The organism is Cohnella cellulosilytica (assembly GCF_042431195.1).
GTDB classification, from domain to species: Bacteria; Bacillota; Bacilli; order Paenibacillales; family Paenibacillaceae; genus Cohnella; species Cohnella cellulosilytica.
Genome location: NZ_JBHMDN010000007.1, coordinates 39,926 through 56,976, shown reverse-complemented (window position 1 = coordinate 56,976; position 17,051 = coordinate 39,926). Strand labels below are relative to the sequence as shown.

At 61.3% G+C, this 17,051-nt stretch carries 4 protein-coding genes; 2 read left to right on the top strand and 2 right to left on the bottom strand.

What is annotated here, in order from left to right; genetic code table 11:
• Positions 1-24: 24 nt before the first annotated feature.
• Positions 25-9,273, top strand: a complete 9,249-nt coding sequence (locus tag ACFFT4_RS03325; RefSeq protein ID WP_378045062.1) for a carbohydrate binding domain-containing protein — start codon at positions 25-27, stop codon at positions 9,271-9,273.
• Between the two features lie 1,012 nt (positions 9,274-10,285).
• Here the strand turns inward: ACFFT4_RS03325 and ACFFT4_RS03320 are convergent.
• Positions 10,286-14,584, bottom strand: coding sequence for a galactose-binding domain-containing protein (locus ACFFT4_RS03320; RefSeq protein ID WP_378045060.1), 4,299 nt, complete (start codon positions 14,582-14,584; stop codon positions 10,286-10,288).
• Between the two features lie 349 nt (positions 14,585-14,933).
• On the opposite strand from ACFFT4_RS03320, the gene ACFFT4_RS03315 reads away from it, so the two are divergent.
• Entirely contained in the window at positions 14,934-15,794 is an 861-nt protein-coding gene (locus tag ACFFT4_RS03315; RefSeq protein ID WP_378045058.1) for a TVP38/TMEM64 family protein, read from the top strand.
• Here ACFFT4_RS03315 and ACFFT4_RS03310 read toward each other — a convergent pair.
• Positions 15,791-17,026, bottom strand: a complete 1,236-nt coding sequence (locus tag ACFFT4_RS03310; RefSeq protein WP_378045056.1) for an FG-GAP repeat domain-containing protein — start codon at positions 17,024-17,026, stop codon at positions 15,791-15,793. The two genes, ACFFT4_RS03315 and ACFFT4_RS03310, sit on opposite strands and share 4 nt — an antisense overlap.
• Between the last annotated feature and the right edge of the window lie 25 nt (positions 17,027-17,051).

Sequence of the window (17,051 nt, the reverse complement as noted above, 5' to 3'; positions counted from 1 at the left end):
AATAGCGAGGAGAAATGTGCTTATATGAGAAGGAATGTTTCCTTGTTGCTCGCGTTCATGATGCTGATCGGCGCGCTGCAGCCGGCCGCCGGATTCGCGGCGCCCTCCGGGGAGACCCCGGACAGACCCGCCGGCCACTGGGCGGCGGAGGCGTTAAACAAATGGAAGGACCGCGGGCTGCTGCAGGGCGACGAGACGGGCGATCTCCGGCCGGACAGGCCGATCTCCCGGGCCGAGTTCGCCGCGCTCGTCAATCGGCTGCTGAGACTGCCCGAAGCGGGCGATTCCGGCTTCGCCGACGTGAAGCCGGGAGCCTGGTACGCCTCCGACATCGCCAAGGCGCAAGCGGCGGGCTACTTGACCGGATATCCGGACCATACGGCCAGGCCGCTTCATCCGATTACCAGGGAAGAGGCGGCGGTCGTACTGGCTCGCGTGTTCCAACTGGAGCCGGAGGAGGACGCCGCGGCGCCCGCGTTCGAGGATGCGGAAGCCATCGGCGCGTATGCGCGCGGAGCCGTGGCCGCCATGTCGGGGAACGGCTATTTGACGGGCTACAAGGACGGAACGTTCCGGAGCAAGCGTTCGATCACGCGGGCGGAAGCGGTGTCGGTCATGGACAGAATCGCGCCGCGAATCGTGAGCGAAGCGGGCGCAAGCGAGCTGCCCGAAGCGGAGGGGAATGTGCTGGTTAACGCGTCCGGAACGGTATTGCGGAATACGACGATTTTCGGCGATCTTTACTTGACCGAGGGGATTGGGGAAGGCGACGTGGCGCTGGAAGGGGTAACCGTTACCGGCACCACGTTCGTCCTCGGAGGCGGAGAAAACAGTCTCCGGCTGACCGATTCCAAGCTGAACGAGATTAAAGTGCTGAAGCGCAATCACAAGCTGCGCGTTCTGCTGCAGGGAACGTCGACCGCCGGCAGCGTTCGCGCGAACAGCGGAGCGATCCTGGAGAACGGCACGGACAACGGGGAAGCGTTCGGAGAGGTCGTGATCTCCGGTTCCCTGCCGCCGGAGGCCACAGTCAGATTGATCGGGCGTTTCGCGAAGGTAGGGACGGAGGCCCGGCCTGCGGGAGGAGAAGCGATCACGATCGTCGTCGACGGTACGATCGACGTATTGGAATTGAATTTTCGGGCGAACCTCGTCGTTGCGGCCGGAGGCTCCGTCGGGACGGTGAAGCTGGGGCCGACGGCTGCGGGAAGCGTGCTGGAAGGGAAGGTCGGCGCGATCGACAACGCGGCGGACGGCGTGACGCACGACGGACAGAACGTGCCCAAGGGAGCTTCCGCTTCCGAAACGGGCGCGGACGGCGGCTCGGGCAGCGGTTCGAGCGGCTCCGGGGGCGGTTCGTCCAGCGGCGTCTTCCGTCCGGCCGCTTCGCGGGGAACGGCGGCCGGCACGACGAAGGTCGCGTCCGGCGTGCCGGCGGGCCGTCATCTGGCGATTCTGGTGTCGCACAGCGCGATCGAAGCGCCGCCCGCAGGCGCGGCCGCTCCGACCGGGGGAACGGTAATGAATCCGTATTCGCCGGGCACGGATATCGGCGGCGTGGATGCCGAGATCAATAAATATGTCGGCGTCTATTTGCTGGACGCCAGTCATAAGGTTGTCGACTTCCGGCAGATCGAGCTGACGGAGGCCAGCATTGCGCCGAAGCGGTGGAATCTCGTCTGGAACGACGAGTTCGACGGGCCCGGCATCGACGAGACGAAATGGAACTTCGTCGAGAAGGGCGACGGCTTCGGCAACGGCGAGCTGCAGTTCTACACCCGGCGTCCCAAGAACGCGCGCGTGGAGCAGGGCGCGCTCGTCATCGAAGCTCATAAGGAAAGCTATCAGGACATGAATTATACGTCGGCGAAGCTGACGACGGAGAACAAGGGCCGCTGGACGTACGGCAAATACGAGATTCGCGCCAAGCTTCCCGAAGGACGGGGACTGTGGCCCGCCATCTGGATGATGCCGCAGGATATGGACATGTACGGCACGTGGCCGGCCTCCGGCGAGATCGACATTATGGAGCTGATCGGGCAGGAGCCCGGAACGGCGCACGGAACGCTGCATTACGGCAATCCGCATACGAGCACGGGTTATTCCTACGCCCTCCCCGAGGGAGAAAGCTTCGCCGACGAGTATCACACGTTCGCGATGGAGTGGGAGCCGGGAGAGATGCGCTGGTACGTGGACGGCATCCTGTACGCGACGCAGAACGACTGGTTCGCGCTGGGCGCTTCGCAGCCCGTCGATTATACGTATCCGGCTCCGTTCGACCGCGATTTCTATATGCAGTTGAACGTGGCCGTCGGCGGCACGTGGCCGGGCAATCCGGACGACGCGATCTTCGCGGGCGAGCGGAAGATGGAAGTCGATTACGTGCGCGTCTACGAGATGGATTCGCAATACGGCTACCGCAAGCCTGCCGCGGAGCGTCCCGGGCAGCGCGACCAGGGCGGCGTTACTCCGCCCAAAGCGCCGCTGCCCGACGGCAATCTGATCTATAACGGCGGGTTCGACGGCAGCGATCCGGCCGCTCCCGGAATCGAAGGCGTGACGGGCTCCGATTATTGGGGCTTCCTCGTCGGCTTCGACGGTGAGGCCACGGTGCAGAACGACGGCGGCGCGATGAAGGTCGACGTAACGAATACGGGCAGCGCGAACTATTCCGTACAGCTCGTGCAGCAGCCCGTGCCGCTGCAATTCGGCGAGACGTACAAGGTGTCGTTCGACGCGCGGGCCGCGTCCGCCGACCGGCCGCTCGCCGTCAAGCTGGGCAGCGGCGGCGACGGGGGCTGGAAGGATTACGCCGAGCATTCTTTTAACCTGAATACGTCGATGACGGCTTACGAATTTACGTTCAAGATGCAGGCGTACACGCACAATAACGCCCGGATCGAGCTGAATTTCGGGGGAGCCGTCGGTCCGGTCTGGATCGACAACGTCAGAGTCGCGAAGACGGACGCCGAGGAAACGGATAACCGCGCCCCTCTGACCGACGGCAATTACGTGTACAACGGCTCGTTCGATCTGGGCAAGGCCGGATTGGCGTATTGGACCTGGCAGACGGGAGCGTCGGCTTCGGCCGTCGCGGCCGCGGGAACGGCGGCGGAAGGAAAGCCGCTTGTGGCGAGCATCTCCGCCGGAGGGAACGGCTCCGAGGCCGTTCAGTTGACGCAGAGCGAGATTTACCTGAAGAGGAACGCCTATTACGTCGTTTCGTTCGACGGCAAATCTACGGTTCCTTCGGATATCCGGCTGGAGGTCGCGGATGCCGCGACCGGCGAGAGCTACTCCGGCGTTCGAACGATCGCGCTGACGACGGAGCTTCAGCGGAAGCAATTTTATTTCTATTTCGATTCCCCGGACGATCGCAAGACGAAGCTGCGGGTGCTGCTGGGGGGCTCCGCGAGAACCGTCACGCTGGACGACTTCCGCATCGACGAGCGGGCTCTTGCCGTCGTGGCCGACGAGCCGGTCTACATCCAGGCCGAGCATTATTTCTATCAAAGCGGAATCCGTTTGGAAGCAAGCGGCAGCGGGAGCAATTACGCGGACTCGTTCGAGGTAGGAGACTCGCTCGAATATTTGATCGACGTTGCGCAGACGGGCTCGTACCGTCTGGCTTACCGCGTTGCGTCCGGCGGCGGCGAGATCCGGCTTTCCTCCGACGGCAGCGTTCTGGGAACGACCGCGATAGCCGATACGGCAGGCGGTTGGGAGACTTGCGTGAGCGAGCCCGTCTCGCTCTCCGCGGGCAAGCAGATGATCAAGCTGGAGGCCGTCTCGGGCGAGATGAAGCTGAGCTGGCTCGCGATTGCGGCCGGAGAGGGAGACTTCCCGGACGACGATGCGGGCAATCTGATCCGCAATGGGCAGTTCAACGACGGCCTGGAGCAGTGGGGCTTCTGGACGGAGGCGGCTGCCGTGCCGTCCAATGATGCCGGCAAGCTGAAAATATCCGTCAGCAACGTCGGCGGGCAGTCGTGGAGCGTGCAAGCGACCCAATCGGACGTCGCATTGGAGGCCGGCAAGTATTATACGCTGTCGTTCGACGCCAGCGCGTCCGCCCCCCGAAAAATCGGCCTGGCGATCGAGAGGGCGAACAACACCGGGATTCTGCCGAACCGGACGATCGACTTGACGACCTCGACCGCTTCCTTCGCGCTCGAATTCGGCGTGGGAGGAGCGGCGGAAATCGGCAAGCTGGTGTTTTTCCTGGGCAACGTCGGCGACGCGGGGGCGATCGGCAGCCACCAGATCTGGATCGACAACGTCAAGCTGAGGGAGACGAACAAGGCTCCGTCGCTGTCCGCGAGCGTCGAGTCGGGAACGGCGCCGGGAACGACGCTTATCCGGGCGACGCCGGACGACGGCCATCATCTGGCCGTGTCGATCGGGAGCTCGGCGGTTCCCGTGCCGAACGTCGGCGACAGGGTGCCCGGGACGGGGAACGTCGTCAATCCGTACGCGAGCGGCGACGATCTGTTCGGCGCGGATGCGTCGTCCAATCGTTACGCAGCCGTCTATGAGGCGAACGCGAGCAACGAGATCGTCAGGTTTAAGCTGTTTGCGCTGACCGAGCAGGACATTCGGGCGGGCGAAGCGACGGAACCCGCGCCCGAGCTCGCGACAAGCGCGATTCAGCCGGGCGGCTCGCACGCGACGACGCGGATTTCCGCAAGCGTCGCGCCGGGTCATCATCTGGTCGCGAAAGTGTCGCATCTGCCGATTCCGACGCCGAACGTCGGCTCGCGCGCTCCGACCGGAGGCACCGTCGTTAATCCGTACGCTGCGGGCACGGATCTGTCGGGAGTCGACGCGGAGACGAACAAATACGTCGGCTTGTACGAGGCGGACGCCGAGCATCGCATCGTCGGGTTCAAGCTGATCGAGCTGGGCGAGCCGCAAGTCAAAAGCGAGCAATGGCAGCTCGTCTGGAGCGACGAATTCGAAGGCCCGGCGATCGACGGCTCGAAGTGGAACTTCGTTCAAGGCGGGGGAGGATACGGCAACCAGGAGCTGCAAAATTATACGAACCGTCCGGAGAACGTCCGCATCGAGAACGGGGAACTGGTGCTGGAAGCCCGCAAGGAAAATTACGAGGGCTCCGATTATACGTCGGCGAAGCTGGAGACGAACAACAAGGCGATGTGGACGTACGGCCGGTACGAGATTCGGGCGCAGCTCCCGGAAGGCCAGGGGCTGTGGCCGGCGATCTGGATGATGCCGCACGATATGGACGTCTACGGCACGTGGCCGGCTTCCGGGGAGATCGATATCATGGAAGCGCTGGGACACGAGCCCGGTACGGTTCACGGCACGCTGCACTACGGCGTCGAGCACGCCAACACCGGCTACAGCTACACGCTTCCCGGCGGCAGGAAGTTCACGGACGACTTCCATACGTTCGCCGTCGAGTGGGAGCCGGGCGAGCTGAGATTTTACGCGGACGATATTTTGTACGCCGTGCAGAACGACTGGTTTGCTTACGGCTACGAGCATCCGGACGTCTATACGTATCCGGCTCCGTTCGACCGCGATTTCTATATGCAGTTGAACGTGGCGGTGGGCGGGGTATGGCCGGGCAATCCGGACGCCTCCACCGTATTCCCGCAGCGTATGAAGGTCGACTACGTGAGGGTTTATCAGCTCGACGAGGCGAATTATCGTCCAGTTCCGGGCGAACGCCCGGGACCGCGGGATACGAGCGGCATCGTGGGAGAAGCGAAAGCGCCGACGGCGGACGGCAATTACGTGTACAACGGCTCGTTCGATCAGGACGATCCGGCTGTGGAAGGCATCGCGGGAGTGGCCGGCACCGACTACTGGACGTTCGTCAGCGGCTTCGGCGCGCAAGCGTCGGTCTCGAACGCGGGCGGCAAGATGAAGGTGGACATCGCGAACGGCGGCGATGCCACGTATGCGGTGCAGTTGATTCAGAAGCCGATTCCGCTGCGGACGGGAAAATCGTATAAGGTGACCTTAAACGCCCGGGCTTCGGCCAACCGCAGCATCGAGGTGAAGCTGAGCCAGGGCGGAGAAGGAGGCTGGACCGATTACGGCAAGGGCGGCATGGCCGTCACGACCGAGGAGGGGACGTACTCCTACGCGTTCCGCATGCTGTCCGGCACGCACTATACGGCCCGCCTGGAGATCAACCTGGGCGGGGCGGCAGGCTCCGTCTGGATCGACGATGTCCGGTTCGAGGAAGTGACGGACGATACGGCGGTGGAGCGGCAACCGCTTGGGGACGGCAATTACGTGTACAACGGACAGTTCGAGCTGGGCAATAACTACTTGTCCTATTGGACGTTCGAGACGGCCGGAGGAGCCGCGGCCGAGGCGCAGGTCGACAGACGTATCGGGCACCGCGAATTTCACGCCGCGATCGCGGACGGGGGAGCGTCGGCGGAGGCGGTGCGGCTGAAGCAGGGAGGTCTTCCTCTCGAGCAGGGCAGCTGGTACAAGGTGGCGTTCCGGGCACGTGCGGAGGCGCCGCGGCAGATCGAACTGGCGATTGCGGGCAAGCGCGAGGACTTCGCGCTGTCGACCGCGAACGCAGAGTACGAGTTCGTATTCCAGATGACCGATCCCGATACGTTGGCGGGCGAGCTGGCGTTCCTGCTCGGAGGGGACGATGCGGACGCGTATATCGACAATGTGGCGCTGAAGCGTTACTTTCCGCCTCTAAGCGTCATGCGGAGAGCGGAGCAGTTCGAAACGGTGAACGGCGCGGCGTTAAAGCCGAAGACGGGCGGAGGGCATTATGCGGCCTTCGCCGATGCCGGGGATTTCATTGAAGGCGCGATCGATGTTGCCGAAGCGGGCGAGTATATCGTCTCCTACAAGGTATCCGCCATCGGAGCGGGCAAAGCTCTGAACGTTGCGCTGGACGAGGGAGCCGCGACGGCTCTATCCGTGCCGGCCACGCACGGCTACGAGAAATGGGCCGTCGTAACGGAACTGGTCGCTTTGTCTGCCGGCAGCCACACGTGGAGACTGTCGGGCGAGGGTGTCAATCTGGACTGGATCGAGCTGGCGCCGAATCTGGTCGCCAATGCGGAGATGGACGCCGAGGAGCCTTGGACGCTGTGGGTCGGCACCGAGGATTGGGCCGGGAACGCGTCCGCTTCGTTCGGAATCGAGAACGGTGAGGCCGTGCTGGACATCGGCAGCGTGGGCTCGCAGTTCTGGAGCGTGCAGTTCAACCAGATCGGCGCGGCGCTTAAGCAGGGCAAGCAGTACCGGTTGTCCTTCGACGCCCGTTCCACGGTCGCCCGGCAAATACGCGTCGCCGTAGAGATCGACGGCGGGGATCCGCAATATTTGCTTAGAACGGTCGACCTCGGCGGCGGCATGACCCGGTACAGCTTCGACTTCGACATGACCCGGGTCAGCCGGGACGACGTCAAGATCAACTTCATCGTCGGCAACGTTTCCGGGGGCGTCGCGCCGCACCGGATCTATCTGGACAACGTGTTCCTCGCGGAGACGGCCGAAACGGTGCCCGAGCTCGGCGGAGGAGCGCTCGAAAATCTGGCGCTGAATCGGTCGGCGACGGCAACGAGCGGCAATGCGCAGCTGGCCTTCGACGGCAATCCCGCGACTCGCTGGGAGTCGGCGCAGAGCGATCCGCAGTCGATCAGGGTCGATCTTGGCGGCGTCAAGGAGATCGACAGCGTGAAGCTGGTCTGGGAGGCGGCATACGGCAAAGCCTATGCGATCGAGGTTTCCGAGGACGGCGCGAGCTGGAGCACGGCGTTCGCGACGCACGGCGGCAACGGCGGAACGGACGAGATCCGGTTCGTGCCGGTGTCGGCCAGGTACGTCAAGCTGACCGGAACGGCCCGTGGCACGCCTTACGGGTATTCCTTGTACGAGTTCGCGGTTTATCCGCACGATCCGGGGTACGTTGTCGAACCGGCCGCTCCTCCCGTATTGGAGGCCGATACGACGAATGCGATCATCAAGCGCGACGCGGAGATCGCGTTCGCGGACGACGAGACGTGGAGGAACGGCATCGCTTCGGTCAAGGTGAACGGAACGGCCTTGGCGTATGGAACGGAATACACGGTCGAGGACTTCGCGCCGACCGAGCCGACACGGAAGAAGCTCGTCATTAAAGCAAGCGCGTTTCCGACCGCAGGAGATTACGTCGTTACGGTCGAATCGCTGCGTTACCAGGACGCTGTCGTCGTGCAGACGATATCCCGGATTCCGCCGACGACCGATCTGGCGGCCGGCAGACCGGCGGGGGCGCACACCGCTTCTTCGGGCAATGCCGCCATGGCGTTCGACGGCAATTCCGGCACGCGCTGGGAATCGGAGACAAGCGATCCCCAATGGATTCAGGTCGATCTTGGCGACACGTACGAGATCGGTCGGATCAAGCTGTCTTGGGAAGGGGCGTACGGCAAAGCTTACGCGGTAGAGGTCTCCGAGGACGGATCGCATTGGCAGGAAGTGTACGCGACGGCGGACGGCGACGGCGGCATCGATACGTTCAGCTTCCCGGCCGTGCAGGCGCGTTATGTGAAGCTGACCGGAACGGTGCGGATCAACGAGGCATGGAGCTATTCGATCTGGGACTTCGAGGTGTATCCGTACGATCCGAGCGGCCTGCTGACGCCGCCGCTGCTGATCGCGGATACGACGGGCAATACGATCGGGCAGGCGGTCAGCGTCGCCTTCGCCGACGACCCGGCCTGGAGAACGGCGATTACGGACATCCGGATCGATTCCGTCAGCGTTGCCGATTCCGTCTATGCGAACGCGGGAACGATCGACATTCCGGCCGCGCTTCTTCCGACGGCGAAGGACTATGAGATCAGAGTCGTCGCGGTCGGCTACGGCGACGCGGTCGTCATCCAGCCGGTGCTGCCGATAAATCTCGCTGCCGGTCCGGGTGTGACGGCGGAGGCTTCTTCCGGGGAGGAGGCAGCGGAGCTGGCGATTGACGGCAATCCGGGTACTCGTTGGGAAAGCGTGCATGGCGTCGACCCGCAATGGATTACGGTAAATCTGGGTGCAAGCTACACGATCAGCCAGTTGGTCATCGATTGGGAGGGCGCCCGAGCCTCTGCGTATACGGTGGAAGTATCCGTGAACGGAACGGACTGGGAAGAGGCGTACTCGATGACAAATCCGATCGGTCTGAAGGATACGCTGATTTTCGCTCCCGTTGTCGCTCGATATGTGAAAATTACCGGAACGGAGAGAGCGATGCCCCCTTACGGATATTCGATTTACGAGATCGCGATCTATTAATCTGGGAGGACGAACGAGGCTGTTCCACAAGTAAACAGAGTGATATCAAAAGACGACAATGGTATAAGCCGCATCTGTCTCCTGAGGCAATTTTCGGGAGATAGATGCTTTTTCTCTTTTTCTACGACCGACTAATCGATGTACATGAACTCGCCTGAGTCTCTTTAAGCAAGCATGTACAAAATAGATTAACCTCTCGTTATAACTCTACCCGTACTCTGACATGCAATGCTTTTCACCGACTCCGAGAGATCGGCTATTGTGGCGTGAAAAGGCGAGAGTGGCGGGTCAATGTTCTAAGGAATCGGTTATCGTGGCGTGAAAAGGCGAGAATGGAGGGGGCGATGTTCTAAGGAATCGGTTATCGTGGCGGAAAAAGGCGGGAATGGAGGGGCGATGTTCTAAGGAATCGGTTATCGTGGCGCGAGAAGGCGAGAATGGAGGGGCGATGTTCTAAGGAATCGGTTATCGAGGCGCGAAAAGGCGGGAATGGAGGGGCGATGTTCTAAGGAATCGGTTATCGTGGCGCGAAAAGGTGGGAGTGGCGGGACAATGTTCTAAGGAATCGGCTATTGTGGCGCGAGAAGGCGGGAATGGAGGGGCAATGTTCTAAGGAATCGGTTATCGTAGCGTAAAAAGTCGAGAATGGAGGGGCGATGTTCTAAGGAATCGGTTATCGTGGTGTGAAAAGGCGGGAATGGAGGGGCGATGTTCTAAGGAATCGGTTATCGTAGCGTGAAAAGGCGAGAATGGAGGGGCGATATTCTAAGGAATCGGTTATCGAGGGGGGGCTAGGGAAGAGAGCATCGGCGCTCCAATGAAGTTCTGTCGAATAAGTAAGTGGGTTAATGGATGGAGAAACATCTTCGCATATACTGGATCGTGAGCATAAAAACAGGGGATGTCTCTTAGGTCGCATATAGACCTTTTGAGACATCCCCCTGCGCATTCCCGCTCCAACGGAGGGGTTTCTTTACCGTGAGGCTTGAAGTTAGACGATAGAAGTTAGCGGTTACTGAGAGTAGATTTCCAGCTCCCAGAGGGAGTAGCCGTAAGGCGTTCCGCGCTGGGTGCCGGTGAGCTTCACGTAGCGGGCGCTTACCGGAGCGAAGGGGATATCGTCGATGCCGCCGTTGCCGGTCGTCGTCGAGTAGACGGTCGACCAGGAGCTGCCGTCGGTCGATACTTCAATCGCATAGCTGGAGGCGTAGGCCCCTTCCCAATTCAGGTAGACGCGCCCGACGGTCGCCGGGGCGCCGAGATCGACGCTGATCCACTGCGGATCGCTGAACGCCGACTCCCAGCGCGTGCCCGGATCGCCGTCGACGGCCCAGGAGCCCGCCGTAATCGGATTGGCCGAGGTGGCGACGCTCTTATTCCGCGCCAGATTCACGGGCGCGCCGGACGTGCCGTAAATCTGGAATTCCCAGAGGGAGTAGCCGTAAGGCGTCCCGCGCTGGGTGCCGGTAAGCCTCACATAGCGGGCGCTGACCGGCGTGATCGGGATGTCGTCGATGCCGCCGTCGCCGGTCGTCGTCGAGTAGACGGTCGACCAGGAGCTGCCGTTCGTCGAAACCTCGATCGCATAAGCGCTTCCGTAGGCGGCTTCCCAATTCAGGACGATCCGGTCGACGGTCGCCGTCGTTTCAAGATCGATCTGAATCCACTGCGGATCGCTGAACGCCGATTCCCAGCGGCTTCCGGTATTGCCGTCGACCGCGAGAGAAGCGCTTTGCAGCTGCCCCGCAGAGGAGGTGGCCGGCCTGCCGAGCGCCAGGTTCGTGCCGCCCGGATTGCCCGTGCCTCCCGAAGGCAGGACGGTCTGCGAGACGGAAGCGTCGCTGTATCCGCCGGCCTGCACGGATACCGAATAGGCGCCCGCCTGCGGGAAAACGGAGGCGTTCAGAGTCAGCTTGCCCGCCGAGACGGCATACTGTCCCGAGGACAGGGCCGCGCCGTTCACTCTTACGCCGGTAATCGCGCCGCGCCAGGCGGCATTGTCCGCGAATGTCAGCTCGATCGGCTGTCCGACCGTGTTTTGCGTCGTATCCGCGGTTAACGACGGCGGAGTTTGCAAGCCGGGATTGCTGCCCGTGGGATTAACCTTGGCCAGCGTTTTGGCTGCGACCGTCGCGGTGCCCGTAACTCCTCCGGCGTTGCGGAACGTGACCGTAATCGGCGCGTTCGTCGGATTCCAGACGAGCGCGGAATAGGCCGCGCCGTTCTTGTAGACCGTCGCGCTGTAGCCTCCGGTCGCCCAGATGTCCTTCGTACGTTGGCCGAGAGACGCCATGGAGTGCACGAACCAGTAGGTGTTGAACACCTCGTTCTGCTGCATGCCCGCCGTATTCCACTTGGCCAGCACGGCCTGCGGATTGCTGAGCGCCTGAATCGGCCAGACGATGTGGTACCAGTCGGTCTCTGGCCCGCCGTTGTCCGCGACGAAGCCGTTGTAAAGAGCGGAAGCTTTGGCCGGATCGAATCCGTAGCTCGTCAAATATTCGGCGGTCGGCAGCCAGTGGATGCCGTACACGTAGACCGGGTCTCCGTTAAAGAACGTGCCGAAGAAATTGGAGCTGCCGTATACCTGGCCGACCGATTTGTAAGGATAGTTGGGATGCCAGTTGTCGTTGTCGTAGTTAAACCAGTATTGCTCCACCGCTTTCAGCTCGGTCGTGAACCCGTAGATGGCGGTATCCCGATATGCGGTGTTGCCGGTAAGCACGCTCCACATGTACTGGCCGACCCAGCCGAACAGCGATTCCCCGGCCGCCTCCTGGTTGTTGCCGCTGTCGTTGTCGGCGTACCCGCCTGCCCAGGAATGGCCCTCGTAAGGGTCGAAATTCCGCAGGAACGGATACATCGGATCGGTTTTCGAAGGATTGGCGTAATCCCGGATCAGGTGCTCGATCATCGGGCTGAATTTGTCCCGGAAATCCTGATCGTAGGTGGCCAGGACGGCGGAAGCGAATACATAGTAGCCGTAGGTGAAATGGTGGTCGGTAATGCCCGTGTTGGCGCCGAATTCGCTTGTCTTGTAGTACATCGTTCCCCAGGTCGGATCGTAATACATGAAATAATCGGGTTCTCCCTGGGTGTACGTATACCAGTCGCTCAGCACCGTTTTCATTCGGGCGAGGAACAGAGACTTGTAATCGGCCGCGCCGATCTGGTCGGCGATCAGAACGCCCATCGCCAACGGGTGCAATACCTTGCCCTGCCAGTAGGCGTCGGCGCGCATCGGATTCGTCGCCGTATCCTGGTCCAGCAGCGCCAAATACTGCAGCAGCGTCTGGCGGGAATAGGTCGGATCGTTCGGCTCCGTAAACTGCGGGACGATGCCGTAGAACCGGTCCGACGTCGTGAACGAATTGCCCTCGCGCACTTTCATCGTCCCCCGGATGGAAGCGTAGCTGCGGGACGTAAGCGGCGAGGTCGTAATTTTCCACTGGTGCGGCAGGAGCGCCATCAGCGTTGTCGTCGGGAAGCCGGAGCGCTTCTGCGCGGTCGTCGCGTTAAAGACGGTCGTCACCTCGGAGGTGGCCGGATTAAAGGACGGGGATACCGCCGTGTTCGTTACGAAAGCGTAAGCGTGCTGATAGTAGTAGTTCAAGTCTCCGACGGCGGGCAGAGAGGCCAGCGACAAATAATTTTGCCCGCCGCCAAGCTGCAGCTTCACCTTGGAGCCGACCCGCTTAAACGTCGTTCCCGGCGGAGCGAAAATACCGTAATAGCGCGTTACCGTCGCCGGAGACGGAGCCCCGTCCGTATTCGTGACGGCGATGCCGATGCGGTCGCCGGTTACCGAAGCGCCGTCCGCGCCCAGAATCGTATTGTTGCCGTCGTCGAAAAACCGGACCGAAGCCGGAAGGTACAGCTCCGGGGAATTCGGATCGCTGAATTCGTTGAACAGATAAGGCGAACCCTTGACGAACGTCGTCTTCATTTTGTCGGTCGCGTTGTCGCTGAGCGAGACGGTGGCGGACCAATCCCCGTAGCCGACGATTTTGTTGGACATGGACGAGGAATTGATGTTGCTCGCCATCAGGAACAGATCCGGACTGCCCGCCGCTTCCTGGGAACGGCCGTTGACCCAACCCGCTCCGGGGTTCAAGACGCTTAGTCCTTGCTTGGTATACTTCGATTTAAGCGGCAGCGTAATGATGCCGTTGCCCAACTGATTGACGAATACCGATTGCCACCAATCGTTGGACGGCAGGGGCCCGGTAATGTTAGCGCCCTTATACAGCGGATATTTCGGCTGCGGCATCGCGATGTCGTTGGTGTAGTAGCTGCCTTGGCCGACCTGGACGGTCGATGGCGTCGGCAGCGGCGGAATCGGGTAGCTGGGCTGCGGATCCCCGGGCACGTAATCGTAAACCGAGAGCTCGAAGATCGAGTAGCCGAAGCTGGTGGCGCGGCTGATGCCCTTCATCCGCACGTAACGTCCGTTGGCGTACAGGGGGATATCCTTCAGGCCCCCGTCTCCGGTCATCTCCCGGTAGACGGTCGTCCAGTCGGAGGCGTTGTTGGACACCTGGACGTCGTACGCCCTGCCGGCCGCCGCTTCCCACTGGATGCGAACGCGTCCGATCGTTCTCGGGCTTCCGAGGTCGACGTAGATCCATTCCCCGTCCGCGGGGTTGGACGACCAACGCGTCGACGTATTTCCGTCTACCGCGTTCTGGGGCAGCGTCGATCCCGGCGGCAAATAGCCCGACTGCTCGTAGGAAGAGGCCGTTACCGGCCGATTCAGGGCGACGTTGGGTCCGAGCACGGCCGGAGGGGGATTGATGCCGCCGGTTCCGTAAATTTCGAATTCGAAGACGGATACTCCGTATTGGGTCAGAAAACGCTCGGTGCTCAGCAAGCGGACGTAACGTCCGCTGCCGGAAAGCGTGATCGTATCGACGCCGCCGTCTCCGGCCGCGGTCGAGTAGATGTCCGTCCAGCTCGCTTCGTCGTTGGATACCTGGATTTTATATGCTTTGGCATAGGCGCCCTCCCAGCGGATGACTACTTGGTCGATCGTCGCCGCAGCGCCCAGATCGACGTAAATCCATTGCGGGTCGGCCCCCCAGGCGCTGCTCCAGCGCGAGCCTGTATTTCCGTCGACGGCCAGATCCGGCGTATTGTTGCCTTCCGTCGAGGAGGCGTAGGCCGTGCGGTCCAGCGAGAGCAGGTAAGATGGAGCCGCGTAAGCCGTCCGGGTCGGGAAGATCTCCGCGAGGCCGGCGACGAGCGTCAGGACAAGGAAGCCGTAGGCCGCCCGAAGCATCGTCTTGCGCAAACGTGCCGCGTTCCTGTTCATGTTTCATTTTCCTCCGTTCATCGATTTGAATTGATTTTTCCAGCTGAAATAACCTCCCCTTCACCCCTTTCCGAAGAGAATCGCCTGCGCTAAAACGCTTACAAATAGGAATTCAGCTAAACCTTAATCCAGCGTGGGCATGAAAACAATGACACAAATCAACGATTTTGCACTCTGATAAAGGAAGTTGGCGTAATTTTGAGGATCTTGAGGGGAAAAGCGGCGGATTAGCCAAAGCGGGAGGCCCGGAAGACCGACGGAGAGGCGGCGGGAACGGGTCGCGGTTGCCCGCGGTGCCCCGGTTCGTATAAACTGATGAAGAGACGCAAGCAATGGAGGTCGTTAGTCAATGACCCGGAAAATGCCTATTCTATCTCTTTTGTTATTTCCGATCATTCCCGTTTTGTTGTTCAAGTTCGAATTTATTCAGACGCTTAATCCCGAGTTTCGCTATTCGCTAACCGGGTTTGGCCTGCTGCTGTTCGTTCTCGGTCTCGTCGCTCTGCTGATGAAGCGCTGCGGTTGGGCGCATGTGATCAAGTGGGTGTCGATCTACTATCTGGCCTTTACCTGCGTGATATGGGTGGTGTACCTGGTAAGCCGGATTATCGTCTTCACCGACGTGTACGGCATGGAAAAGCTGCTTCAGGACCATCATGCGGCCGCGCAGTGGATCTATATCGCGATCTGCTTTGCGCAGCCGATTCTGCTCCCGGTTCCCGAAGCCGTTACGATATTGGCGGGAAGCACGATTCTCGGCGCCTCCCAGGCGTTCCTGTTCGGCTTTGCCGGAACGATGGCGGGTATCGCGACGATGTTCTACCTGGCTCGCATCGGAGGAACGAGACTTGTCAGCCGTCTTGTGAAGGCCGAGCAACTGGAGCGTTATCACCGCTTCGTCCGGAAAAACGAAGGCTTCATCATGGGGGTGCTGTTCGTCATTCCCGTGCTGCCCGACGAGATCGTCTGCGTCGGCGCCGGAGTGAGCGGTGTGACCCCGCGCAAGTTCCTGCTGATCGCGGGCGCGTCCAAGCTGATCACCTCATTCCTGCTCGCTTATTCCGTTCAGGTGGCGGAATGGCTGTCGATGTCGCCGTCGGAGGTCATGATCGCTTTGTCGGTCGCGATTGGCATCATGCTGCTGGCCGTTTTCGTATTCAAGAAAAGAATGAACCGACAATCCTCGTCCCCGAAAAACAGCAGCTTTTAACTGCCTGACTGTTCATCGATCGCGGCGCATACGGTATCGTCGCTCCATACCGGATTGGCGTAGCCGGCCGGGGCGTTGAGATAGGCGATCCAGGACGCATCGTAGCCGCTTTTCTTCTTGGCGGCCGCGCACGCGTTCTCCTCGTTCTGCCCTTGCGATATCGCGTTGAGCCGTTCTCTTCGGAAGCCGGCGAACCGGTGAACGACCTCCTCGAATTTCTTTTCCTCGTCCTCCATCGTTCCGCCTTCGACCCAATCGCTCCCGAAAATAAAAGCAAAATCCCGATAACTCTCCGCCTTCATGGCAGCCGCCGCTTCGTAATGCCGAAGCGCCCCCTTCGCGTCGCCGTCCGCCTCCGCCCACAAGCCGTCCAACAGCCGCTGAAAAGGAGTCGCAGCTTCGGTGAAAATCCGGCTTGTCCGTTTTATGGCGCCGTCCGCAATCGTATATGTATCGGTGTACTCGCGCTGCCAAGGTCCCGCTCCCGCGGAGTTGATCAATCCTCCGGAGACGACCAGCTTCCCGTCGCGGACCCCGGCTTCGGTTACGGTCGGAACGATCGCCGCTCCCTGGAAACGGTCGAGCTTCCCGTCGTTCCAGCCGGATATCGTATAGGTGAAGGTGGAGGTGTGGGCGCCGATCCCCAGCGAAGCCCAGACGATCTCCGGTTTGCCGTCTCCGTTCAAGTCGCCCGTATCGAGGATCGACGCCCGTCCGCCATCTTCCTCGGGGAAAATAAAGCTCTGCCATTCGTATTCGCCGCTGCGCAAAGCCGCGACGATTCCGTAGGCATAGCGGTATTCGGCATTTTCGATAAGCCGGTTCTCGTAAACGACGGCCGCCCATTCGCGCGCCAAGCCGTCCCCGTCGAGATCGGCCCGGACGACGGTAATCGGATCATCGCCCGGATTGTCTTGTTCCGCCCGCGACCGAAGCCATTCGGCAAATTGTTCCTCCGGAATGCTCGCGCCGTCCAGCTCGGACTGAAGCCGCTCCGGCAGAGAGGTCTGCCGTTCGTCGGGCTTGTCCGACTCCGGCTCCGCCGAGGCGTCGGGCGATGCCGCCGGTCCGGATGCGGACAGAGAGGCCGCAGTTTCCATACCGGCCGGGGAGGCTTGCGTTCCCGCCGCCGGGCTGCCGGATTCCTTCTCGCCCGAGCCGCATGCTGCCGCGATCATCAGGGCTCCGAGCAGCGCTGCCGCTCCGAGCCGTCTCAGCTTCAAATCGATCATAGGAAAATCCATCCTTTTTGTCTTG